A 22,555-nucleotide genomic window follows, 5' to 3' on the forward strand; every position below is an offset into this window, starting at 1 on the left:
TCTCCGTCATTCCACCCAGCGGGTGAAGTCGGCTACCGGAACGCGGGGAGTGTGGAAGGTGTTGACCGGCGCATCCGGGTCGGCATAACCGAGCGACATGCCGCAGACCAGCATTTCGCCCTCGCCCGCGCCGATGTGCGGAAGGATGATGCTGGAGAAGCCGTTCCACGCCGCCTGCGGGCAGGTGTGAAGGCCGCGCCCTCGCGCTGCCACCATGATGTTTTGCAGAAACGCTCCGTAGTCCACCAACGAGCCGCGCCCCATGACCTTGTCGACGGTGAACATCAGGCCCACCGGCGCATCGAAGAAGCGGAAGTTGCGCTGGTGCTGGGCGTACATTTTGTCTTTGTCGGCCTTGCCGATTCCCAATAAGCCATAGAGCCCCCAACCGTTCTCGCGACGGCGGTCTATATAGGGACTGAGCCACTGGGCAGGGTAGTAATCGTATTCCTCCTGGTATTGCGCAGCCAGCTCCGGGTTGGCGCGGATGGCATCGTGCGCGGCGCAGGTTTTATCTACCAGCGCATCGCGGCTCGCACCTTGCAGCACATAAACCTTCCAGGGTTGGCAGTTGGTACCGGAAGGCGCGCGGCTGGCTACGTCCAGAATGGCTTCAATATCTCCCCGGGCAACAGCCTTGGGCAGAAAGGCCCGGGCGGACATGCGGGAGCGGATGGCGTCATCGACGATAGCTGCAGTCATTGCAAGGTCTCCAGTAGTTGTCTCAAAGCATCAGGAAGCGGGACCGGCTTGCGGGTGAGCCTGTCCACATAGACATGGATGAAGTGGCCTTTGGCAGCGGTGGACTCACCCTCACCAAAAATGCCGATCTCGTAGCGCACGCTGGAGGTACCGAGTTTGGCAACCCGAATGCCGGCCTGCACCACCTCGGGGAAGGACACAGAAGCAAAGTAGTTGCACTGGGTTTCCACCACCAGTCCAATGGTGTGGCCCGCATGGATGTCGAGCACGCCCTGTTCCATCAGGTAGGCATTCACCGCAGTATCAAACCAGCTGTAGTACACCACGTTGTTGACGTGGCCGTAGACGTCGTTGTCACTCCAACGGGTGGGAATGGTGCGCAGTACCCGGTAGGCACTTCGCGGCTCGGCGTGGGGCTTCAGGGGCGCGTTCAGCTGCATGTGAACCATTTTGCCAGCGATACCGGCACCGTCAGGCGCAGGCCCTGATATTGGGGCGGGCGAGATGGATATATCCAAAAAATGCACTCCAACATTCATGACGCGCCCGTGAAAAATCGCCTCGCCCGGCCCGAATTAGGAAATTTGCACTAATTTGTTGCAGTGCAACAAAAAGTGCTTGCATTGACACACGGGCTCTCTATAATTCGAACCATGCTGCACTGCAACATAAAGTCCACTGGGACAGATGCTTACGGCGCAGATGGTGATTTTTTACCTTAACTCTTGGAGATCTCTATGCTGACCGTTGAACAAGTTATCGCTTCCCACAAAGCCAACATCGAAACCCTGTTTGGCTTGACCAACAAAGCTTTCGAAGGCGTGGAAAAGATTGTGGAATTGAACCTGACTGCTTCCAAAGCAGCTCTGGCAGAAGCCGCTACCCACACACAAACCATGTTGAGCGTGAAAGACGCCCAAGAGCTCTTGGCCCTGCAATCCGGCCTGCTGCAGCCTCTGGCTGAGAAGACTGCTGCTTACAGCCGTCACCTCTATGACATCGCTACTTCCACTGGCGCTGAATTCTCCAAGAATGCTGAAGCACAAGCTGCTGACGCTCAGAAAAAGTTTGCCGGCCTGGTCGACAGCGCTGCCAAAAACGCCCCTGCAGGTTCTGAATCTGTGGTCGCCATCATGAAGAGCTCTGTGGCTGCTGCCAACAATGCTTTGGAATCTGTGCAAAAAGCAGTTAAGCAAGCGACTGAAGTTGCCGAAGCTAACTTCAATGCTGTGGCCGCTACCGCGACCAACGCTACCAAGGCTGCTACTGCGAAAAAGCGCTAATTTGGGTACGGGGCACTAAAACAATTTAGGTTTTTTTGTCCCAACCACTAGCTACCAAGGGAAAACCCTGAGATAATCCAGTCATCAGAAACTCCCTTGTTTCTACCGGTTGTCTCCTCGGGTCCTTTCGAAACCTTCAGGTTCAGGGATCCCTTCAAGGCCTCGTTGTAAAACGGGGCCTTTTTTTTATTTGCCGCGGGCTGCCAATGCAGCCTTAAGCTCGGGAATCAATTTGAGCATGGCCTGGCGGCCGGCTTCGATAGAACGTTTGCGTGCACCGAAGTCTGAACTACTGATGCCCTGCAGTGCCGGGCGCACCACCACATCAGCTTCCCTCAGCTCAAACCGGTTGATGCTCTTGCCCATGATGGAAAAGGTCTGAAGCAGGATGTCGAGGGTTCCGCCTGTCAGGCTGCCTTCTGGCGGACTGGAAATATCCACCGCAATCACAAAATCCGCCCCCATGCGCCGGGCTGCAGCTACGGGCACGGGAGACACCAATCCTCCGTCCACATATTCACGCCCGTTGATCTTGACGGGCTGAAACACTGCAGGCACAGAGCTGGACGCCCGGACGGCCGTGCCGGTATCGCCCCGCTGGAACAGCACATCGTTGCCATTGTTGAGGTCAGTGGCAACGATACCCAAGGGCATGGGTAACTCTTCAATCAGCTTACCGCTCACTTGGCCATTGACATACTTGGCCAAGGCATCACCACGCAGCATGCCACGGCTGAAGATGGGCAGTGTCCAATCTGCAATGGCTGCCTCCTCCATGGTTTCTGCCACGCGCTGAAGCTGAGTCCCATTTTTGCCACTGGCGTAAATGGCAGCGACCAGACTACCCGCCGAGGTGCCGGTAACCAGCGTGGGCTTGATGCCGTTCTCTTCCAACACCTGAATGACGCCTACATGGGCAAAGCCGCGCGCGGCCCCTCCACCCAACGCCAGACCGATCTTGGGTGGTGGCTTGGGAACCGTACCCGCCGGCGCAGTCATATCCGGGCCGACCACGGCGGTGCCCTTGTCTACGGAAGGCACTGATGCGCACCCTGCTAACAGTACGACCGGGAGCAATGCCCAGGATAGACGTATTTTTCTCAATATCAACATCGAACAACACCTTGAAGAACCTCTGCACACGACCACTGTCACCAGCCGGTCACGCCCACTCGATAAACCATCCACATTCACATACCATCAAGCCATGAAACACCGCATCAAAGGAGTCCTCGTGAAAGCCATCTGGTTCATCGGTTTTATTGCAATCGTACTGCCCACCCTGATCTTTTTTGCCGGACAGCTCGGCTTTCTCACCGGGAAAGTACCGCAGGACCTTGGCGTGAAAGACGGGAGATTGAAACCCCCTTCGAATACGCCAAACAGTGTGAGCAGCCAGGCCAAGCTCTACCCGGATCACCCCTTACGTGGGTATGCAGACATTGCACCTTTCACGTTCAGTGGTGATGGCCAAGCGGCACTAAAAAAACTCGCTAGGATTCTGCGCAGCATGCCAAAAACAGTATTGGTAACTGAAACTGCGGACTACCTATACGCTCAGAGCACCACACCGACCTTGAAGTTCACAGATGATGTGGAGTTCTGGTTAAGCCCTGCAGAAAACGTGATTCACGTGCGCTCGGCAAGTCGTATCGGTCGCAAAGACTTTGCTGCCAACCGTACCCGTGTAGAAAACATAAGGGCCCAGTTCCAGCAGAACTGAGCCCTTGTCGCCCGCTGAGCGTTTGCGCAGCGGGCTTACAGCTTTCTAACCGATCAGCCGGCAGTAGCCTCTTCAGGCTTGGACTTGCCCTCTTTCTTGGGCAAGGGCTGAATATCGAGTACCACTTCGTCCTTCTCATCCAGATCCACTGTCAGGCGACCACCGTCCACCAAACGCCCAAAGAGCAACTCGTCAGCCAAGGCACGACGGATCGTGTCCTGGATCAAACGCTGCATGGGGCGGGCGCCCATCAGTGGATCGAAGCCCTTCTTACCAAGGTGCTTGCGCAACTTGTCGGTGAAAGTCACTTCCACTTTCTTCTCGGCCAACTGGGTTTCCAGTTGCAACAAGAACTTGTCGACAACACGCAAGATCACGACTTCGTCCAAAGCCTTGAATCCGACGATCGCGTCCAAGCGGTTACGGAACTCCGGCGTGAACAAGCGCTTGATGTCCATCATTTCGTCACCAGCTTCGCGCGGGTTGGTAAAGCCGATGGTGGCCTTGTTCATGGTCTCAGCCCCTGCATTCGTAGTCATGATGATGATCACGTTGCGGAAGTCAGCCTTGCGGCCGTTGTTGTCTGTCAACGAGCCATGGTCCATGACCTGCAACAGCACGTTGAAGATGTCCGGATGCGCCTTTTCGATTTCATCCAGCAACAGCACCGCGTGCGGCTTCTTGGTGATGGCTTCGGTCAACAAGCCGCCTTGATCAAAACCCACATAGCCAGGAGGCGCACCGATCAAGCGACTGACAGCATGACGCTCCATGTATTCACTCATGTCAAAGCGAATCAGGTCGATGCCCATGATGTAGGCCAACTGCTTGGCCGCTTCTGTCTTGCCGACGCCCGTGGGGCCGCTGAACAGGAATGAGCCAATCGGCTTGTCTCCTTTGCCCAGTCCGGAACGCGCCATCTTGACCGCCGAGGCCAATACGTCCAAAGCCTTGTCCTGGCCAAAGACCACGCTCTTGAGGTCACGCTCCAAGGTCTTGAGCTTGCTGCGGTCATCATTCGACACATTGGCCGGGGGAATGCGGGCGATCTTCGCCACAATTTCCTCTACCTCAGTCTTGCTGATGGTCTTCTTGCGTTTGCTCGGTGCCAGGATACGTTGGGCAGCACCAGCTTCATCAATCACATCGATCGCCTTGTCAGGCAGGTGGCGGTCATTGATGTACTTGGCACTCAACTCAGCGGCCGCTTGCAGCGCAGCCACAGCGTACTTGACGTTGTGGTGCTCTTCAAAGCGGGATTTCAGGCCCTTGAGGATTTCCACTGTCTGGTCAATGGTCGGCTCGACCACATCGACCTTCTGGAAACGACGGGACAACGCTGCGTCTTTTTCGAAAATGCCGCGATATTCGGTGAAGGTGGTCGCGCCGATGCACTTGAGTTGACCGGAACTCAGGCTGGGCTTGAGCAGGTTGGAGGCGTCCAAAGTGCCACCCGATGCTGCGCCGGCACCAATCAGGGTATGAATTTCATCGATGAACAGCACAGCATTGGGCTTTTCCTTCAGCGATTTGAGCACTGCCTTCAGGCGTTGTTCAAAGTCGCCGCGGTACTTGGTGCCTGCCAATAATGCGCCCATATCGAGCGAATACACCACGGAGTCCGCGAGGATTTCAGGCACATCGTTCTGGGAAATGCGCCATGCCAGACCCTCTGCAATTGCGGTCTTGCCAACACCCGCCTCACCCACCAACAAGGGATTATTTTTGCGACGACGGCACAGGATCTGGATGACACGCTCAACTTCGTAGTCGCGACCAATCAGAGGATCAATCTTGCCTTCTTTGGCCAGTTGATTCAGGTTCTGTGTGTACTGCTCCAAGGGCGAGGCTTTCTCGCTCTTTTCGCTCACACCCTCTTCGCTTTCAGCGGGGCTCTCATTGGACTTGGTAGCCTCTGGCGGATCAGTCTTCTTGATGCCATGAGCAATGAAGTTCACCACGTCCAAACGGGTCACGCCCTGCTGATGGAGGTAGTAAACCGCATGCGAATCTTTCTCACCGAAGATCGCCACCAGAACATTGGCGCCGGTTACTTCCTTCTTGCCACTGCCGGTACTTTGCACGTGCATGATGGCACGCTGAATGACGCGCTGGAAGCCCAGGGTTGGTTGGGTGTCCACTTCGTCCGTGCCTGCAACTTGAGGCGTATTGTCTTTGATGAAATTGGTCAGCGATTTGCGCAAATCGTCAATGTTTGCGGCGCATGCACGCAGTACTTCTGCCGCGCTGGGGTTGTCCAGCAAGGCCAACAACAAGTGCTCTACGGTAATGAACTCATGGCGCTGCTGACGGGCTTCCACGAAAGCCATGTGCAGGCTGACTTCCAATTCTTGGGCAATCATATGAATTCCTTTTTTTGCCTTGTGTTGATTAACTGTAATCCGATTTCTGGGGAGCTGGGCCGAAGTTTTCGCTTTCCCCTACAGATCTACGGGCTCACTGACACATTTCAATGGGTGCCCCGCTTTGTGGGCAGCTTCGAGCACTTGATCGACCTTGGTTGCTGCAATATCTTTTGGGTACACACCACAGACACCCCGCCCATCCAAATGGATCTTGAGCATGATCTGGGTCGCCGCTTCCAAGTCTTTGCCGAAAAATTCCTGGATGACCACCACCACGAACTCCATGGGTGTGTAGTCATCATTCAACATGACCACTTGGTACATGGAGGGGGGTTGAACGCGCTGGGACAAGCGCTCCAGTACGACCGTTCCATCATCGCCACCGGCAGGGGGCGGCTTCACAGCAGGAGGTTTGGGGATGTTTGTAGCCATGAAATGATTCTATCGAGCAAGACAGCAAGCCCCGCCGTTGTAGGACAAATGAGGCGTAAACATGTGTTTTCAATGGGTGATGTAAAAACCGCGTACAACGTGCGCTGTACGCGGTTTTTACGGCTACAGGTCAAGGAACCGTTGCGCTTACATGTTGTCGATCATGACTTTGCCAAATCCGGAACAGCTCACTTGTTGGGCACCGTCCATCAGTCGGGCAAAGTCGTAAGTCACTTTTTTGCTTGCTATCGACTTTTCAATCGATCGGATGATCAGGTCTGCAGCTTCCTTCCAACCCATATGGCGCAACATCATCTCTGCGGAGAGAATCTCTGAGCCCGGATTGACATAGTCTTTGCCCGCATATTTGGGGGCAGTGCCGTGGGTCGCCTCAAACATCGCCACCGTATCGGAGAGATTGGCGCCCGGCGCAATGCCGATACCTCCCACCTGGGCGGCCAAAGCATCGGAAATGTAGTCGCCGTTCAAATTCAAGGTGGCAATAACACTGTATTCCACCGGCCGCAAAAGAATTTGCTGCAGGAATGCATCTGCAATACTGTCCTTGATGATGATGTCTTTACCCGTATTCGGGTTCTTGAACCGGCACCACGGGCCGCCATCAATCGGCTGGGCGCCAAATTCACGCTGGGCCAAGGCATAAGCCCAATCACGGAAGCTGCCCTCAGTGAACTTCATGATGTTGCCTTTGTGAACAATCGTCACATTGGGTTTGTCATTGTCAATTGCATACTGAATTGCCTTGCGGACCAAACGTTCTGTGCCTTCACGGGACACTGGCTTTACACCCAGACCCGAGGTCTCGGGGAAACGGATTTTCTGGATACCGAAGTCCTCGCTCAATACCTTGATGAGCCGTTTAGCTTTCTCGGAGCCCGCCTCAAATTCAATACCGGCATAGATGTCTTCAGAGTTCTCACGGAAAACAACCATATTGGTCTTCTCCGGCTCCTTCAGGGGGCTGGGAACGCCCTTGAAATACTGGATCGGACGAAGGCACACATACAAATCCAACTCTTGACGCAGCGCCACGTTCAATGAACGGATACCTCCACCGACCGGGGTTGTCAGCGGACCCTTGATAGAGACCAAGTAGTCGCGCACAACGTCCAATGTTTCCTGAGGCAACCACACATCAGGACCATAAATACGCGTTGCCTTTTCGCCTGCAAAGATTTCCATCCACTCGATCTTGCGAGTACCACCGTAGGCTTTTTCCACCGCAGCATCAACGACCTTCAACATGACAGGCGTAATGTCCACACCAATGCCGTCACCCTCGATGTAAGGAATGATCGGGTGATCGGGCACATTCAATGTCTTGTCGTCATTGGCAGTTATTTTTTGACCTTGCAACGGTACCTGAATATGCTGATACATAAGAACTAAGCTCCGGTTTCCCTGGATGTCGTCGACGAATGAAATACTCTCAAGGCCTGGCGGCCTCCAAGTGCAAATTGAGATTTCATTCTAGTTGTAAAGTAAGCGACCGTAATTCTTCCATGGCCCACAATCAGGGCTCAATCAATTGCCAGTTTGTATGGCCTCTGCCGAATGAAACATCTGAAACTGTTACTTGCGGCGGCACTGCTTGCCGCCGCCGCTTTCTCTGGGGCGCAAGTGGCCCCTCAAATGAATTTGCCCCGCATCAAATTGGGTGCAGGTATGTACCAGATAGAAGCCCAAGTAGCCCGCACTTCAGATCAGCGTACTATCGGCCTGATGTACCGCAAAGAGATGCCGCAATACGAAGGCATGCTCTTCGTCTTTGAGCAACCGTCTGGGCTCTGTTTCTGGATGAAAAACACATTGATACCTTTGACCGCAGCGTTTATCGCAGACGATGGCAGCATCGTGAATCTTGCGGACATGAAGCCTCAAACGACCGACTCTCATTGCGCCCTGCGTCCTGTGCGCTATGTGCTCGAAATGAATCAGGGCTGGTTCGCCAAACGTGGATTGAAGGCCGGCACCAAACTAACCGGTGCGCCTTTTGAATCGCGCACTCAATAGAAAGGCCACTTCAATGGCTTAAAAACGCAAAAAGGGCGGCAGACCTTGGTCTGCCGCCCTTTCTTATCCGATGTATGCAGGCTTATTGGCCTACATCAGGTTTACACCGCTACCGAACTGAGTGCTGCATTCAAGGTTGCGCTAGGGCGCATGATGGCGTCCAGCTTGGCGGCATCGGGCAAGTAATAACCGCCGATATCCACTGCATGGCCCTGAACGGCAGCCAATTCTGCAACGATGGCAGACTCTTTCGCTGCGAGCTCCTTCGCCAACGGTGCAAACTGGGCTGCCAAAGTGGCATCTTCCGTCTGGCTCGCCAACTCTTGTGCCCAGTACAAGGACAAGTAGAACTGGCTGCCACGGTTGTCCAACTGACCTGTCTTGGGAGACGGGTTCTTGTTGTTGTCGAGTAGTTTGCCGGTCGCAGCGTCCAAAGTTTTGGACAAAACCTTGGCCTTGGCGTTTCCGGTTTTCAGACCCAAATCTTCAAGAGACACCGCCAGAGCAAGGAACTCACCCAAGGAATCCCAACGCAAGTGGTTTTCTTCCACCAATTGCTGCACATGCTTGGGGGCCGAACCACCCGCGCCGGTTTCGTACATGCCACCACCCGCCATCAAAGGCACGATGGAGAGCATCTTGGCCGAGGTGCCCAGCTCCATGATGGGGAACAAGTCTGTCAAATAGTCGCGCAAGATGTTTCCGGTTGCGCTGATAGTGTCCAGACCACGAATCACGCGCTCCAGTGTGTAGCGCATCGCACGTACCTGGCTCATGATCTGAATATCCAGACCAGTGGTGTCGTGCTCATGCAAGTACATCTTGACCTTGGTGATCAACTGAGCTTCGTGAGGACGGTAAGAGTCCAGCCAGAACACCACGGGCATGCCGGAGTTACGTGCACGGTTGACTGCCAGTTTGACCCAATCACGGATGGCAGCATCCTTGACCTGGCACATACGCCAGATATCGCCCGCTTCCACGTCCTGGCTCAACAGAACTTCACCAGTAGCCAGATCAGTGATGTTGGCAACGCCGTCTTCAGTGATTTCAAAAGTCTTGTCGTGAGAACCGTACTCTTCGGCTTGCTGGGCCATCAAACCCACGTTGGGTACGGTACCCATCGTCTTGGGATCGAATGCACCATGCCACTTGCAGAAGTTGATCATCTCCTGGTAGATACGGGCAAAAGTGGATTCAGGCATCACAGCCTTGACGTCCTTCAGGCGACCGTTGGCGTCCCACATCTTGCCGCCGTTACGGATCATGGCGGGCATGGAAGCGTCCACGATGATGTCGTTGGGGGAGTGGAAGTTGGTGATGCCCTTGGCTGAGTCAACCATGGCCAACTCAGGACGGTGCTCGTGGCAAGCATGCAGGTCACGCTTGATTTCGTCTTGCTTGCTTTGGGGCAATGTGGCGATCTTGCCGTACAGGTCCGCCATGCCGTTGTTCACATTCACGCCGAGTTCCTTGAACAGGGCGCCGTGTTTTTCAAACGCATCCTTGTAGAAAATCTTGACGCAGTGGCCGAACACGATGGGGTGGGACACCTTCATCATGGTCGCCTTGACGTGCAGGGAGAACATCACACCGGTCTTGCGTGCGTCCTCAATTTCACGTTCATAGAACTCCAGCAATGCCTTTTTGCTCATGAACATGCTGTCGATCACTTCGCGATCCAGCAAAGAAACTTTAGGCTTGAGCACAATGGTCTGGCCGCTCTTGGTGATCAATTCCATCTTCACGTCCCGTGCGCGGTCCAGGGTGATGGACTTTTCCCCATGGTAGAAGTCACCATGGTGCATGTGCGACACGTGTGAGCGTGATGCCTGACTCCACTCGGCCATGCTGTGGGGATTTTTGCGAGCGTATTCCTTGACTGCTTTGGGCGCGCGGCGGTCTGAATTACCTTCACGCAAAACGGGGTTCACAGCGCTACCGGTGCACTTGGAATAGCGGGCACGGATCGCCTTTTCTTCATCCGTCTTGGGGGCTTCAGGGTAGTCAGGAATTGCGTAGCCCTTGCTTTGGAGTTCCTTGATACAAGCCACCAACTGGCCCACAGAGGCGCTTATATTGGGCAGCTTGATGATGTTGGCATCTGCTTGCAGGGTTTTCTTGCCCAGTTCCACCAGGGTGTTGGGGACCTTCTGGTCGTCTTTCAGGAAGTCAGAAAACTCGCCCAACACGCGGGCAGCCACAGAAATATCCGACTCCACGACATTAATGCCTGCTGGTGCAGTGAATGTCCGGATCAAGGGCAAAAAGGAAGCAGTGGCCAGACGGGGGGCTTCGTCGGTCAGTGTGTAGATGATGGTCGGTTGCTGGGTGCTCATCTCTTATCTCCAAAAAATGATGTTTTGTTGCTGCCCTATTTATGGAAACTGGCAGCAATCGCCGGATAGTGCGTGATTGTGCTTTCAGTGGTCTGACCCGAAATGCAATTTTTGCAATGCATTACCGCAATGTGAAATTTAATACCGCCTCAAGGAAATTATTTTCCTTGTGCAGCGCAGCATCGCCATAAAAAAAGGCTCGAAGGTTGCCCTTCGAGCCTTTTCGGACCGCAAGAAAATCAGGCGAAATTCTTGGCAGCGAAGTCCCAATTGACCAGCTTGTCGAGGAATGTTTCGACAAACTTGGGGCGCATATTGCGGTAATCGATGTAGTAGGCGTGTTCCCAAACGTCGACGGTCAACAAGGCCGTGTCCGCAGTAGTCAGGGGGGTGCCCGCTGCGCCGGTGTTGACGATGTCCACAGAACCGTCGGCCTTTTTCACGAGCCAGGTCCAGCCGGAACCGAAGTTTCCTACTGCAGACTTTACGAACGCTTCCTTGAACGCTGCGTAGGAACCCCACTTCGCGTTGATGGCAGCAGCCAATGCACCTGTGGGTTCGCCGCCGCCCTGAGGCTTCATGCAGTTCCAGAAGAAAGTGTGGTTCCAGATCTGGGCTGCGTTGTTGTACACGCCACCGCTGGACTTTTTGATGATTTCTTCCAGAGACATGCTCTCGAACTCAGTGCCTTTTTGCAGATTGTTCAAGTTCACAACATACGCGTTGTGGTGCTTGCCGTGGTGGAACTCCAGCGTTTCCTGGGAGTAGGCGGGTGCCAGTGCATCAATCGCGTACGGCAGTGGGGGCAAGGTGTGTTCCATGAAATCCTCGTAGTGGGTGGGTTAATGACAAAACTGATTGTAGAAACTAATTGAGACGGGTTGCTTGAACCGATAGATCAACCGTACCGTCGGAGAGGGTTGCATGCACCTGCTCGCCAGGTTCCAATTTTTTGACCCCCGTGACAGCCACACCCTGTTTATCGGTCAACCAAGCGTAGCCGCGCTTCAAAACCAGAGAGGGATCCAAGAGGCCGAGCCGCAGTTCGGCTCGCTGCAAACGCTCCGCTTGGCCCCGCGACCATGCCTGCCGAACGCTCGGCAACTTCAAGCCTAGGGCTTGACCTCGCGCAGACTCTGCCCTGACTTTCGCAAACAAAGCGCTGCGCAAACCATGCCCCAAACTTTGCAAGCGCATGGCATGGGCCGCCACCAACCCGGAGGGGCGTCCGGCTCGCGCTGCCACCCGGTCCAATCGCTGGGATTGCGTGTCCAACACCCGGTGTGTCGCACTCACCAAGCGGTCCATCAGCAAGTCCGCGGCCGCTTCGCACACCGCGCCAGGGGTTGCCACCAACTCCGCTGCGGCAGTAGGAGTGGGCGCGCGCACATCCGCCACAAAATCAGCAATGGTGAAATCAGTTTCATGCCCCACCCCACTGACGACGGGCACCGGGCTTCCACTGATCGTCAATGCCAGTTGTTCGTCATTGAAGGCCCACAGGTCCTCCATGGAGCCGCCGCCTCTCACCAAAAGTATGACATCCAGCGGAGTGCCCCGGCCGTCGACATCAACCGCGCGTGACATCAAGGCCTGCAGGGACTGCACCAACTCACCAGGTGCCGCGTCCCCTTGCACCGCAGCTGGAGCAAGAAACACGGGAATGTGCGGCACGCGCCTGCGCAAAGTGGTTGCCACATCATGCAATGCGGCCGCACCCAGAGACGTCACCAAGCCAATACTGCGCGGCATGGCTGGCAAGGGACGTTTGCGGGCCGGGTCGAACAGCCCCTGGGCCTCCAAGCGAGCCTTGAGGCGCACAAATTCCTCAAACAAGGTTCCTTGCCCTTGGCGACGCATGCTCTCCACGATCAACTGAAGGTCGCCGCGTGGGCCGTAGATATCCAACCGTCCGGAAACCTCGACCAACTCTCCATCCCGAGGCGCAAAGTCAAGGTTTGTGGCAGCACGCTTGAACATGGCGCAGCGGATCTGCGCGTCCTGGTCTTTCAAGGAGAAATAGCAATGTCCGCTGGCCGCGCGCGAAAAGCCTGATAACTCACCGGTCACGCGCACGGGGTTGAACCGGGCATTCAGAGTGTCTGCAAGTGCCCTGCAAAGTGCGTCCACCCGCCAAACACGGCGCAATGGGTTGGCGTCTTCCATCATGGTCGCTCCATGGGAAAAAACAGGGCAAGCGCCCCGGAGCGATGCTGCAAAAATGTCATGAACGTGCACCTCATAAGCGCGGGAGTATGCCCTCAGCAGCAGCATCCCACCCGCAGGCCCTCAAGTTGTCACACTTTGGGCTTTGCCAAACCACAGCAAGCCAAGGCACTGGGCCATAATCCGCAAGCTTTCAACTGCGCGGAGATCCCCTTTTGTTTTCCATCATTCAAGCTGCCGGCTGGCCGATCTGGCCCCTGATTGCCTGCTCCATCCTCGCTCTGGCCATCATCATCGAGCGCTTTATCAGCCTCAAAACGGCCAAAGTGGCGCCTCCCCGCTTATTGGATGAAGTACTGAGCGTGACCAAAACATCGGTACCGGGCCCGGATGTGGTGAGCCAACTGGAGAAGAACTCCGCCTTGGGCGAGGTGCTTGCCTCCGCTTTGCGTGCCGTCAATAGCGACCCGCATTGCTCGGAGGACGACCTTCGCGCCACCATGGAAGGCGCCGGCCGGCTGGTTGCGCAGCGACTCGAAAACTACCTGACTGCGTTGGGAACAATCGCGTCCGCAGCGCCGTTGCTGGGCTTGTTCGGCACGGTGGTCGGCATGATAGAAATCTTTGGCTCGCAAGCACCTGGCAGCACAGGCGGCGGAAACCCTGCGCAACTGGCACATGGCATCTCGATTGCCCTCTACAACACCGCCTTCGGCCTGGTGGTCGCCATTCCGTCTCTGATTTTCTGGCGCTACTTCCGCGGGCGGGTGGACGCTTACCTGCTCACGTTGGAGTTGAGCTCAGAGCACCTGGTCCGTCACCTCAAGTCGCTGCGTAAATAAGGCCCGGCTATGAACTTTCGCCGCCGACATCAGGACGAGCCCGAGATCAATCTCATCCCGTTCATTGACGTGCTGCTGGTGGTGCTCATTTTTTTGATGCTCTCCACCACATACAGCAAATTCACAGAACTGCAGCTCAAGCTACCCGTTGCTGATGCGGATGCCCAGCGCGATTACCCCAAAGAGCTGATCGTGGCGGTTAGCGCTGACGGTGCTTACAGCATCAACCGCCAATTGCTGGCCGGTCGCAGTCTGGACAGCCTGTCTGCCGCGCTCACTGAAAACGCAAAGGCAGGCAAAGACACCGTGATCATCATCAGCGCCGACGCCAGCGCCCGGCATCAGGCTGTGGTAACGGTGATGGAGGCGGCACGCCGCGCGGGCTTGAACCAAATCACTTTCGCGACCCAGTCTTCCGGCAACGCCGGCAAATAGAGCATGGCAGCAGCGCTGCAAGCAGCTATCACACGGGCCTGGCAAGGCCGCGGCGTACTGAGTACTGCCCTGCTTCCGATTTCATGGATCTACGGAGCGCTGACGGCGGTGCATCGCTGGACCTACGCCACCGGTCTGAAACGCAGCGAAAAGCTGCAGGTTCCCGTGATCGTGGTGGGCAATGTGATCGCGGGCGGGGCCGGCAAAACCCCCACGGTGCTGGGCGTGATAGCCCACCTTCAAAACCTGGGTTTCAAGCCCGCCATCATTTCTCGAGGCTATGGCGGCAGTCACCAGTCACCCACCGTGGTCGCAGACGCCAGTACAGCCCACGATGTGGGCGATGAGCCCTTGCTGTTGTGGCGATCGTCCGGTGTTCCTGTGGTGGTGGCGCGCAACCGCGTCGCAGCTGGCAAGCTGCTACTGCAGACCCATCCGGACATTACCCACATCGTGTGTGACGACGGCTTGCAGCACTACCGGCTCTTTCGTGACCTGGAAGTTTGCGTATTTGATTCCCGCGGCTTGGGCAATGGACGTTTGCTTCCCGCAGGCATGTTGCGGCAACCATGGCCCCGCACACCCGTGACCGCAGCCGGGCAATCCACCCAAGGACTGATGGTGTTGAAGACCGGTCAGTCCGACCTAGAAGGGCACTTGGCAACGCGTGCCTTATCGGAAACCGCCATCAATGGACACGGACAAACCATAGCGCTCGATGCGCTCCGGCAATCCGGGACTCCTCTTCACGTGATTGCGGGGATTGCGCAGCCGGACAATTTCTTCAGGATGCTGCAAGCGAAGGGGTTGGATCTCCAGACAACTGAGGGGCTACCAGATCACTATGATTTTGATAGCTACTCGCGCAAATCTGACGGGCGCGAAGTGCTTATTTGCACAGAAAAAGACGCAACCAAACTGTGGCGACACCGTCCGGACGCATGGGCCGTGCCTTTGCTACAAACCTTGCCCCCGTCGTTTCTGGCGGCAATGGACCAAGCGCTCCTGCCGCAGCACACTCCACCGGTATCATCCCCCCATGGACACACGACTCATTGAATTGCTGGTTTGCCCCGTCACCAAAGGGCCTTTGGAATTTGACCGCGAGAAGCAAGAACTGATTTCGCGCAGCGCCCGCTTGGCCTACCCGGTACGGGATGGCATTCCCGTACTACTGGAAAACGAGGCGCGGGTGCTGACTGACGCGGAACTGGACGCCTGAACATGACCTACACGGTCCTCATCCCCGCCCGATTGGCGTCTACCCGGCTGCCCAATAAGCCTCTGGTGGACATCGCGGGCCTGCCTATGGTGGTGCGCGTGGCACAGCGCGTCAAAGCGGGACTCGATGCATCCATCCGTGTGGTGGTGGCCGCCGACGACGCCAGCATTGTTGCGGCATGTGAATCCCACCAGATTGAATGCCTGCTGACGCGGGTGGATCATCCCTCCGGTAGTGACCGCTTGGCAGAAGCCTGCGCCTTGCTCGGGCTCTCAGATGATTCTGTTGTAGTCAATGTGCAGGGGGACGAGCCCTTGATCGACACCGGCTTGGTCTCCGCAGTGGCCGACCTCCTGCAGGCCCACCCGCATGCCACCATGGGCACCGCCGCGCATGCCATCCACGACGTTGCTGACTTCAAGAATCCCAATGTGGTGAAGGTGGTCACCGACGCCAGCGGCTTGGCCCTGTACTTCAGCCGCGCGCCTATCGCGTGGTGGCGTGATGGTTTTGCCAATGGCATTGACACTTTGCCCGATCCGGCTCCGCTGCGCCATGTGGGGATCTACTCCTACCGCGTGGGCTTTTTGAAGACATTTCCCACCCTCCCCCAGGCCCCCATCGAAGTGGTGGAGGCGCTGGAGCAGCTGCGTGCCATGTGGCACGGCCACCGCATTGCGGTGCACGTCAGTCCTACGGCACCCGGCCCCGGTGTAGACACCCCGGAAGACCTGGAGCGGGTGCGCCGCCTGATCCAAGACAAAGGCTCCATGGCTGTGTAGCGTCTGTAAGTTTGATGCCGGTGAGGGCGTGATATTCTCTTGAGCTAATCGCCCGTCATAAAAGAGCGCGCTGAACAAGGCGCCCACGGAGACGCGCTGGCTTTTCATTCAATCCGAGGTATTCATGAGACTGATTCTGTTGGGCGCACCAGGCGCTGGCAAAGGTACGCAAGCAACTTTCATCTGCCAAAAGTACGGGATTCCCCAAATCTCTACCGGCGACATGCTGCGTGCCGCCGTGAAAGCCGGCACGCCCTTGGGCCTGCAAGCCCAAGCCGTCATGGCCTCTGGCGGGCTGGTCAGTGATGAACTCATCATCAACCTGGTGAAAGAGCGCCTGACCCAACCTGATTGCGCCAACGGATTCCTGTTTGACGGCTTCCCCCGCACCATTCCCCAAGCCGACGCGATGAAGGCAGCCGGTGTTGCGTTGGACTACGTGGTGGAAATCGATGTGCCATTCGAGGCCATCATCGAGCGCATGAGCGGCCGCCGCTCCCACCCGGCTTCGGGTCGTACCTACCACGTGAAATTCAATCCGCCCAAGGTGGAAGGCGTGGACGACGTAAGCGGTGAGCCCCTGATCCAGCGCGATGACGACAAGGAAGAAACTGTCAAAAAACGCTTGGAGGTCTACAGCGCGCAGACCCGACCTTTAGTGGAGTACTACTCCACTTGGGCAAAAAACGAGCCTGCGGCTGCACCACGCTACCGTGCCATCAGTGGTATGGGCGATGTAGGCGATATCACTGCACGCGTTCTGGAAGCCCTGTCCAAATAAGCATGGACCTCTCGCAAAAAAAAGCCGCGCAAGCGGCTTTTTTTACGTCAACAGCTCCAGTATTAATTGCACCCTTGCCTTGACCGCCGAAAGGCCGGGATAGGTCCTGAAACCCTGCGGCAAAGCGCCGCTGCGTACGACCCCACCCTTGGAACACCGGCTGGCCAGCGCGATCTGAATGCCACTTGCCGCAGCATGCTCCAAGGCAGATCGCATGCTTGCATTCACCGTGCCATTACCTGTGCCTGCAACCACTATGCCCTTCAAGGGTGACGCTGCAGCTGCAGACGTTGCGCACAATGCATTCACGAGTGAATCACCCGCGCCGGCATAGTTCATCACGATTTCAACCCGCGGGGCCTGCACTGCCCCTGTATCGAGTGCAAACACCGACTTGGGTTTTCCTTCCGCAGGCAAAGGGGACTGACACCAGCGCACACGCCCCTCCTCCACCCATGCCATTGGCCCCGCATCACCGGAATCAAAAGCGTCGACGCGGTAGGTATGGGCTTTTTGGACATGTTGTGCCGCGTGCACAGCACCCGCACAAACCGCTAGCACTCCAGTGCTGCGGGAATCCAAAGCTACAGTGACAGCATCCAGAATGTTTTGCGGACCATCCGGAGTCAACGCAGTTGCGGGTCGCATGGCACAAGTCAAGACCACGGGCTTGCCACGCCCCACCCCGGAGAGGCAGAGATGAAGGAAAAAAGCCGTTTCCTCTAGGGTGTCCGTTCCATGGGTGATCACGATGGCTGCTACAGACTGATCGGAAAGGTGCTTCACACAGGCCTGCTGCAAAGCCAACCACACGGACCACTCCATGTCTTTGCTATCTATTTGCGCAATTTGCTCGCTAACGAGATCACAGCCCTGCAGGCGGTCGGACATCCCCGGCACAGCCCCCAGTAAATCGGCAACGCTCACCTCGCCGGCTTTGTAACCCACATTGTCCGAACCACTGCTCGCCCGACCGGCAATCGTGCCCCCTGTGCCCAAAACCACGACTTTTCTGGAAGTCATACACCCTCGCTTGCCAAAATCAAAAAACTGGTTGAAAATACAGTTACTGGATAAGAAAACAGTGTGTATAGACACACAGCCCCATCCAGAACTCAAGGAGCCAGTATGCTTGAAAGTCCGAAACTCACTGCCCGCCAGCAACAGATTTTTGATCTGATTCAAAGCGCTATCGCCCGAACGGGTGCGCCGCCCACGCGTGCAGAGATTGCCAGTGAGCTCGGCTTCAAATCCGCCAATGCGGCCGAAGAGCATTTGCAGGCCCTGGCGCGCAAAGGTGTTATCGAACTTGTGAGTGGTACCTCACGCGGTATCCGGCTCAAGAGCGATGCGTTGCGCTCCATTCAGGAATCACGGCTGAAGCAATTCTCACTACCCTTGCCAGGCCTTGCGCAATTGGCGCTTCCTCTGGTCGGACGTGTAGCAGCCGGCTCACCCATCCTTGCCCAGGAGCATGTGGATCAAACCTACTACGTGGAGAACAGCCTGTTTCAGCGTCAACCGGACTACCTGCTGAAGGTACGCGGCATGTCCATGCGTGATGCCGGCATCATGGACGGCGATTTGCTGGCGGTGCAGGCTACGAAGGATGCCAAGAATGGACAAATCATCGTGGCCCGCTTGGGGGAAGAAGTAACGGTCAAACGTTTCCGCCGCAACAAGCACCTTATCGAGCTCCATGCTGAAAATCCGGACTACCAAACCATCGTGGTTGAACCGGGTGAACCATTTGAAATTGAAGGTCTCGCCGTAGGCCTGATTCGTAACACCATGTTGATGTGAACGGGAGCGAACCATGACCATAAGTACCCTCGCCTTCAGTCTGCTGGAATGCGTCCTTCCGCTGAAGTGGCTCGCCGGAGATCACCCAAAATCCCGGTACCACACAGCCGTAAATCACAAAAGCCCGACACATGCGGCACAAAATGCTATCCCCTTTGTAGCAGCTGACGCATACCGCACGGGCGCCAACGCCCTCTCACCCTTAAAGCCGACCCCTTTGCGTATCGTGCGAGTCATTGAACGCGGGCACTCCCGCGGCAATGTGGGACGTATGGTGATTTCAGGTCGCATGGCAGATGTATGCGCGGAGCTTGATCGCCTCGCTGCCTGCGAAGCCGCCTGAACAGCCGGACAGTCAATCCCGCACCCTTGCGTCACCGCAAGGCACAATGTCGTCTATGAATATAGTGATTCTTGACGATTACCAGGATGCAGTGCGCAAGCTGAATTGCGCCTCTAAGCTCGACGCCTACCAGGCTAAGGTATACACCAACACCGTCAAAGGACTTGGGCAACTCTCCGTCCGCTTGAAGGACGCAGACATCATCGTCCTGATCCGGGAACGTACACAGATTACCCGCGCCCTCATCGACAAGCTACCCCGGCTGAAGTTGATCGCCCAAACGGGCAAAGTGGGGGGCATCTGGATGTGCAGGCTTGCACCGAAAAAGGCATCGCCGTCGCTGAAGGCGTAGGCTCACCAGTCGCTCCTGCAGAACTCACATGGGCCCTCATCATGGCGGCGATGCGTCGCTTGCCACAATACATTGGCAACTTAAAGCATGGCGCCTGGCAGCAGTCCGGCTTGAAAGCCGGTTCTATGCCGCCCAACTTCGGTATCGGCAGCGTTCTGCGCGGTAAAACACTGGGGATCTGGGGCTATGGCCGTATCGGTCAACTCGTTGCGGGCTATGGCAAAGCATTTGGAATGCACGTCGTAGTTTGGGGAAGTGAAAGCTCCCGCGAGAAGGCAGCAGCTGATGGTTACGCAGCTGCTGCAGACAGGGAGTCTTTTTTCTCGCACTGCGACGTTGTCTCTGTGCATTTGCGCCTGAACGACGCTACCCGAAACATCGTGACATCAGCTGATTTGGCTTGCATGAAGACAACTGCGTTGCTAGTCAACACGTCACGCGCTGAGCTGATAGAAAACGATGCATTGATTGGCGGCTTGAACCGTGGGCGGCCGGGAATGGCTGCCATCGATGTGTTTGAAGCAGAACCCATTCTTCAAGGTCACGCTTTGCTGCGCTTGGAAAACTGTATTTGCACGCCACACATCGGCTATGTGGAGCAGGACAGCTATGAGCTGTACTTCGGCGCCGCCTTCGATAACGTAGTCAACTACATCAAGGGAACACCGTCCAACATCATCAATCCAGGCGCTTTACAGGTCCGTCGTTAAAGCAACGGCTGGCCCAAGGATTCACTCAACGCGGAGGTTTACCCGTCGCAGGTGCAATTCCGGAGATATCAAAGTCAATCAGATTGTCCGCCGCTGGGCTGTCCGGTACCAGGACCATGTCCGGCATGTCCGGCATGTCCAACTCAAGGTCCACTTCTTGGGAAGTTTGCTTAATGGTAGGCAACGCAACCTCAATCGGACCCGTGGAGGTAGCTTGTGCCGGAACGTCCTTGGCTGCAACCTTGCTCGCACTGAATGCGGCTGGTGCACCGTCCAATGCATTGACCAGACGGCTACCAATCGCGTGAAGCAACAACAACTCTTTGAAAGCGTCCAGCTCGAACTCCAGATGGGCCGCACTATCGGGTTGACGCACCATACAAATTTCCAGGAAGTCGAGAGCCTCTCGAGAAGGCCATAGCTTCACCAGGTGCGCGCATAACTCAGGATAGGCCTCCAGGCCCTCACCTGACTTCAGGAAGTCGCTGTAACCCGGAACTTGCCCGGTGAACACGGCGTTGAATTCTTCGCGGTAGCGGTCAAATTCGTCCTTCCGGCTCAAGGTGTGGAATATCTTCAGCAGATCCAGGCACACCAGCGGATTGAAGTCGACCGAATCAGCAACATGCCCCTCCAAAAGTTCAATGGCATCCTCGTACTGCCCCAAGGTCATGAAGAACTCGCCTTGCTGGCGGATGTCCAACATCTCTTGGGTGTTTATCGCGCGGAGGCTACCCGACAGGCTGTTGGAGAAATCACGCAAACCCATCAACCGCGATGACCTGGGGCTTTGCAACACTGGTGTAGCCGCCACATCCTGAGAAACAGACCCCTGCACCGCTTTTTCTGATGGCAAGTCAAAATCAAGCTCAAGATCTACGCCGAGGGCTTTCGGTGGTGCTGTGACTTTGGGAACAGCGGTATCGACGCTCACATTGGCTTGACTGATGGGCTCTGGAACGGCATCCAGCCCTTGGGCAACTTCAGCATCCGGCTTGAATGCAGACTCGGGGCCCGAAATCGCCCCCGCCTCACCCCGCCACCAAGGACTACCCTCTGCCGCCCGTTGCTGACGGCGAATGATCCAAAAGCCCCCACCTACCATCAGCAGGATCAAGGCGCCTAGCCCGAACACCACGGGATTCCAATAACGCTCGCTCTCTGCGCGCTGTAAGCGCTCGCTCAAATCTTTGACCTGGCGTTGGTTCTGCCCAGAAGCCTCGCTCAACTTCTGAATGCTGGCCTCCAAACTTTTGAGTCTCGCAGCGTCTTGAAGTACATCCTCCGGAGTGAGATTGAGCGCGCGCCAGAGGGCAGCGGCCTCGCCGCGTTTCTGCGCATCCTCCGTCGGTGTGCTGAGCAGCTCGGGGGTCGCCTTCAATGTGGGATCACGCTCAACCGAAAGGTCAAGTGGGGCAAGCTTGAGCCTTGCTTTACCGGACGGGCTTGGCTTGGCTACCAGCGCCGTGGACTGAGAAGCCGACTTACTTGCGCTGACTTGGGCCTTGGGAGTTGATCTCACCCCTTCTTTGCCCACCAAAGGCGCAGACGAGTTACGGGCCGGAGCTTGGGGAAGGATATCGATTTGCGCAGGTCTTGCAGGAGGACTTATCGCGGTAGATGCGTTGTTAACAGTGGAACCGGTTAAGACTTCTGAAGCCACATCAGCCAACAATACATATCGACGTGACGCTTTAGCGCCGCAGGTTGAGCGCAAATAAACAGTAACTACCGGCTCATCGACGGGGAGCTTGGAACTGATGCGAACCTGCCATGTTTGCCCTGCCACAGCGGGCTCACTGTTGACAGAAACCTTGCCGCCTTCCACTTTGTTTTCGCCATAAAAGACATCTGCCTCGAAGCAAAGATCAGACACATCCTCGTCAGGGGCCGCTGATAGGGAGATGGAAAGAATGAGTGGCTGAGCAACGATGGCCGCCCCTTTCGCACGGCCTAATGTGAGTGCGTTGCTGCTCATCGACAAGACAAGCAACATGGCCGCGAATGCGCAAGATTTGAATTTGAATACGGGCTTCATTGTTACAAATGATTCTCGCACATCTCCCTGCAAGGTTCGCGCCATGAAATAAGAGGGAAAACTGCCCCTCAACGAAGGTTCTTCAAGCAGACCCGCGGTCAAAAAACGAGATGCCCAAAGAACAAAGTCGGGGCGAATGGCAGAGCAGAATGGGCCCCCACCCCCCCCAGACGCCAACGAGACAACAAATGCTCCGCGCGGC

General features: G+C 56.2%; 21 protein-coding genes and 1 pseudogene. 11 read left to right on the forward strand and 11 right to left on the reverse strand.

The window, feature by feature from the left end; all coding sequences use genetic code 11:
• Nucleotides 1-6: 6 nt before the first annotated feature.
• Both ACOAP0_RS01940 and ACOAP0_RS01945 read right to left on the reverse strand, forming a co-directional pair.
• Nucleotides 7-702, reverse strand: coding sequence for a nitroreductase (locus ACOAP0_RS01940; protein WP_498375813.1), 696 nt, complete (start codon nt 700-702; stop codon nt 7-9).
• Nucleotides 699-1,142, reverse strand: coding sequence for an acyl-CoA thioesterase (locus ACOAP0_RS01945; RefSeq protein ID WP_498375812.1), 444 nt, complete (start codon nt 1,140-1,142; stop codon nt 699-701). The genes ACOAP0_RS01940 and ACOAP0_RS01945 overlap by 4 nt, the downstream gene beginning before the upstream one ends.
• A gap of 297 nt (nt 1,143-1,439) precedes the next feature.
• Between ACOAP0_RS01945 and ACOAP0_RS01950 the strand changes: the two genes are divergently transcribed.
• Nucleotides 1,440-1,985 (forward strand): phasin family protein, encoded by a 546-nt coding sequence (locus tag ACOAP0_RS01950; RefSeq protein WP_498375810.1) that lies wholly within the window; start codon nt 1,440-1,442, stop codon nt 1,983-1,985.
• Between the two features lie 186 nt (nt 1,986-2,171).
• Here the strand turns inward: ACOAP0_RS01950 and ACOAP0_RS01955 are convergent, their stop codons facing one another.
• Nucleotides 2,172-3,098 carry a patatin-like phospholipase family protein gene (locus tag ACOAP0_RS01955; protein WP_498375809.1) on the reverse strand — a complete coding sequence of 309 codons (927 nt, stop codon included), beginning with the start codon at nt 3,096-3,098 and terminating at the stop codon, nt 2,172-2,174.
• 94 nt (nt 3,099-3,192) lie between these two features.
• On the opposite strand from ACOAP0_RS01955, the gene ACOAP0_RS01960 reads away from it, so the two are divergent.
• The gene (locus ACOAP0_RS01960) at nt 3,193-3,708 is read left to right on the forward strand and encodes a DUF1499 domain-containing protein (RefSeq protein ID WP_498375808.1); all 516 of its coding nucleotides are present in this window, start codon (nt 3,193-3,195) and stop codon (nt 3,706-3,708) included.
• A gap of 53 nt (nt 3,709-3,761) precedes the next feature.
• On the opposite strand, the gene clpA is transcribed toward ACOAP0_RS01960, so the two are convergent.
• The 3 genes from clpA to icd all read right to left on the reverse strand — a co-directional run bounded on the left by clpA (nt 3,762) and on the right by icd (nt 7,907).
• Nucleotides 3,762-6,071, reverse strand: a complete 2,310-nt coding sequence (gene clpA / locus ACOAP0_RS01965) for an ATP-dependent Clp protease ATP-binding subunit ClpA (RefSeq protein WP_498375807.1) — start codon at nt 6,069-6,071, stop codon at nt 3,762-3,764.
• A gap of 78 nt (nt 6,072-6,149) precedes the next feature.
• On the reverse strand, nt 6,150-6,506 hold the full coding sequence (clpS, locus tag ACOAP0_RS01970; RefSeq protein WP_087494229.1) for an ATP-dependent Clp protease adapter ClpS: 357 nt from the start codon (nt 6,504-6,506) through the stop codon (nt 6,150-6,152).
• Nucleotides 6,507-6,653: 147 nt separating this feature from the next.
• Nucleotides 6,654-7,907, reverse strand: a complete 1,254-nt coding sequence (gene icd, locus ACOAP0_RS01975; RefSeq protein WP_313866905.1) for an NADP-dependent isocitrate dehydrogenase — start codon at nt 7,905-7,907, stop codon at nt 6,654-6,656.
• 174 nt (nt 7,908-8,081) lie between these two features.
• Between icd and ACOAP0_RS01980 the strand changes: the two genes are divergently transcribed.
• Nucleotides 8,082-8,540, forward strand: coding sequence for a DUF192 domain-containing protein (locus ACOAP0_RS01980; protein ID WP_498376109.1), 459 nt, complete (start codon nt 8,082-8,084; stop codon nt 8,538-8,540).
• 101 nt (nt 8,541-8,641) lie between these two features.
• Here ACOAP0_RS01980 and ACOAP0_RS01985 read toward each other — a convergent pair whose 3' ends face one another.
• The 3 genes from ACOAP0_RS01985 to xseA all read right to left on the reverse strand — a co-directional run bounded on the left by ACOAP0_RS01985 (nt 8,642) and on the right by xseA (nt 13,048).
• Complete coding sequence (locus tag ACOAP0_RS01985) at nt 8,642-10,879, reverse strand: NADP-dependent isocitrate dehydrogenase (RefSeq protein ID WP_498375806.1); 2,238 nt, start codon at nt 10,877-10,879, stop codon at nt 8,642-8,644.
• A gap of 239 nt (nt 10,880-11,118) precedes the next feature.
• On the reverse strand, nt 11,119-11,700 hold the full coding sequence (locus ACOAP0_RS01990) for a superoxide dismutase (RefSeq protein ID WP_087494233.1): 582 nt from the start codon (nt 11,698-11,700) through the stop codon (nt 11,119-11,121).
• A 46-nt stretch (nt 11,701-11,746) separates the two neighbouring features.
• Nucleotides 11,747-13,048 carry an exodeoxyribonuclease VII large subunit gene (gene xseA / locus ACOAP0_RS01995; RefSeq protein ID WP_498375804.1) on the reverse strand — a complete coding sequence of 434 codons (1,302 nt, stop codon included), beginning with the start codon at nt 13,046-13,048 and terminating at the stop codon, nt 11,747-11,749.
• A 212-nt stretch (nt 13,049-13,260) separates the two neighbouring features.
• Here xseA and ACOAP0_RS02000 point away from each other — a divergent pair, with 212 nt between their 5' ends.
• The 6 genes from ACOAP0_RS02000 (at nt 13,261) to adk (ending at nt 17,107) form a co-directional block, all read left to right on the forward strand.
• On the forward strand, nt 13,261-13,887 hold the full coding sequence (locus ACOAP0_RS02000; protein ID WP_498375803.1) for a MotA/TolQ/ExbB proton channel family protein: 627 nt from the start codon (nt 13,261-13,263) through the stop codon (nt 13,885-13,887).
• A 9-nt stretch (nt 13,888-13,896) separates the two neighbouring features.
• Nucleotides 13,897-14,322 (forward strand): ExbD/TolR family protein, encoded by a 426-nt coding sequence (locus ACOAP0_RS02005; protein WP_087494235.1) that lies wholly within the window; start codon nt 13,897-13,899, stop codon nt 14,320-14,322.
• Between the two features lie 3 nt (nt 14,323-14,325).
• On the forward strand, nt 14,326-15,381 hold the full coding sequence (gene lpxK, locus ACOAP0_RS02010; RefSeq protein ID WP_498375802.1) for a tetraacyldisaccharide 4'-kinase: 1,056 nt from the start codon (nt 14,326-14,328) through the stop codon (nt 15,379-15,381).
• Nucleotides 15,362-15,544: a Trm112 family protein gene (locus ACOAP0_RS02015; protein WP_087494237.1), complete on the forward strand. Its 183-nt coding sequence runs from the start codon at nt 15,362-15,364 to the stop codon at nt 15,542-15,544. The genes lpxK and ACOAP0_RS02015 overlap by 20 nt, the downstream gene beginning before the upstream one ends.
• Before the next feature lie 2 nt (nt 15,545-15,546).
• Nucleotides 15,547-16,326 (forward strand): 3-deoxy-manno-octulosonate cytidylyltransferase, encoded by a 780-nt coding sequence (gene kdsB / locus ACOAP0_RS02020; RefSeq protein ID WP_498375801.1) that lies wholly within the window; start codon nt 15,547-15,549, stop codon nt 16,324-16,326.
• Between the two features lie 124 nt (nt 16,327-16,450).
• Nucleotides 16,451-17,107 (forward strand): adenylate kinase, encoded by a 657-nt coding sequence (gene adk / locus ACOAP0_RS02025; RefSeq protein ID WP_087494239.1) that lies wholly within the window; start codon nt 16,451-16,453, stop codon nt 17,105-17,107.
• Nucleotides 17,108-17,149: 42 nt separating this feature from the next.
• Here adk and ACOAP0_RS02030 read toward each other — a convergent pair whose 3' ends face one another.
• Nucleotides 17,150-18,130: an asparaginase gene (locus tag ACOAP0_RS02030; RefSeq protein ID WP_498375800.1), complete on the reverse strand. Its 981-nt coding sequence runs from the start codon at nt 18,128-18,130 to the stop codon at nt 17,150-17,152.
• A 105-nt stretch (nt 18,131-18,235) separates the two neighbouring features.
• On the opposite strand from ACOAP0_RS02030, the gene lexA reads away from it, so the two are divergent.
• Both lexA and ACOAP0_RS02040 read left to right on the forward strand, forming a co-directional pair.
• Nucleotides 18,236-18,910 (forward strand): transcriptional repressor LexA, encoded by a 675-nt coding sequence (gene lexA, locus ACOAP0_RS02035; RefSeq protein WP_087494241.1) that lies wholly within the window; start codon nt 18,236-18,238, stop codon nt 18,908-18,910.
• Between the two features lie 398 nt (nt 18,911-19,308).
• Nucleotides 19,309-20,315, forward strand: a pseudogene (locus ACOAP0_RS02040) (D-2-hydroxyacid dehydrogenase family protein).
• 25 nt (nt 20,316-20,340) lie between these two features.
• Here the strand turns inward: ACOAP0_RS02040 and ACOAP0_RS02045 are convergent.
• Complete coding sequence (locus ACOAP0_RS02045; RefSeq protein WP_498375799.1) at nt 20,341-22,455, reverse strand: type IV pilus assembly protein FimV; 2,115 nt, start codon at nt 22,453-22,455, stop codon at nt 20,341-20,343.
• Nucleotides 22,456-22,555 lie beyond the last annotated feature (100 nt).

Source organism: Curvibacter sp. Hmag1.1 (genome assembly GCF_059769165.1).

Coding starts and splice junctions, on each gene's coding strand:
- adk (WP_087494239.1), top strand. CDS start 16,451: ATGAGACTGATTCTGTTGGGCGCACCAGGCGCTGGCAAAGGTACGCAA.
- ACOAP0_RS01945 (WP_498375812.1), bottom strand. CDS start 1,142: ATGCAGCTGAACGCGCCCCTGAAGCCCCACGCCGAGCCGCGAAGTGCC.
- xseA (WP_498375804.1), bottom strand. CDS start 13,048: ATGATGGAAGACGCCAACCCATTGCGCCGTGTTTGGCGGGTGGACGCA.
- ACOAP0_RS02015 (WP_087494237.1), top strand. CDS start 15,362: ATGGACACACGACTCATTGAATTGCTGGTTTGCCCCGTCACCAAAGGG.
- clpS (WP_087494229.1), bottom strand. CDS start 6,506: ATGGCTACAAACATCCCCAAACCTCCTGCTGTGAAGCCGCCCCCTGCC.
- ACOAP0_RS01960 (WP_498375808.1), top strand. CDS start 3,193: ATGAAACACCGCATCAAAGGAGTCCTCGTGAAAGCCATCTGGTTCATC.
- icd (WP_313866905.1), bottom strand. CDS start 7,907: ATGTATCAGCATATTCAGGTACCGTTGCAAGGTCAAAAAATAACTGCC.
- ACOAP0_RS01950 (WP_498375810.1), top strand. CDS start 1,440: ATGCTGACCGTTGAACAAGTTATCGCTTCCCACAAAGCCAACATCGAA.
- ACOAP0_RS02030 (WP_498375800.1), bottom strand. CDS start 18,130: ATGACTTCCAGAAAAGTCGTGGTTTTGGGCACAGGGGGCACGATTGCC.
- kdsB (WP_498375801.1), top strand. CDS start 15,547: ATGACCTACACGGTCCTCATCCCCGCCCGATTGGCGTCTACCCGGCTG.
- lpxK (WP_498375802.1), top strand. CDS start 14,326: ATGGCAGCAGCGCTGCAAGCAGCTATCACACGGGCCTGGCAAGGCCGC.
- lexA (WP_087494241.1), top strand. CDS start 18,236: ATGCTTGAAAGTCCGAAACTCACTGCCCGCCAGCAACAGATTTTTGAT.
- ACOAP0_RS02005 (WP_087494235.1), top strand. CDS start 13,897: ATGAACTTTCGCCGCCGACATCAGGACGAGCCCGAGATCAATCTCATC.
- clpA (WP_498375807.1), bottom strand. CDS start 6,071: ATGATTGCCCAAGAATTGGAAGTCAGCCTGCACATGGCTTTCGTGGAA.
- ACOAP0_RS01985 (WP_498375806.1), bottom strand. CDS start 10,879: ATGAGCACCCAGCAACCGACCATCATCTACACACTGACCGACGAAGCC.
- ACOAP0_RS01990 (WP_087494233.1), bottom strand. CDS start 11,700: ATGGAACACACCTTGCCCCCACTGCCGTACGCGATTGATGCACTGGCA.
- ACOAP0_RS01940 (WP_498375813.1), bottom strand. CDS start 702: ATGACTGCAGCTATCGTCGATGACGCCATCCGCTCCCGCATGTCCGCC.
- ACOAP0_RS01955 (WP_498375809.1), bottom strand. CDS start 3,098: ATGTTGATATTGAGAAAAATACGTCTATCCTGGGCATTGCTCCCGGTC.
- ACOAP0_RS01980 (WP_498376109.1), top strand. CDS start 8,082: ATGAAACATCTGAAACTGTTACTTGCGGCGGCACTGCTTGCCGCCGCC.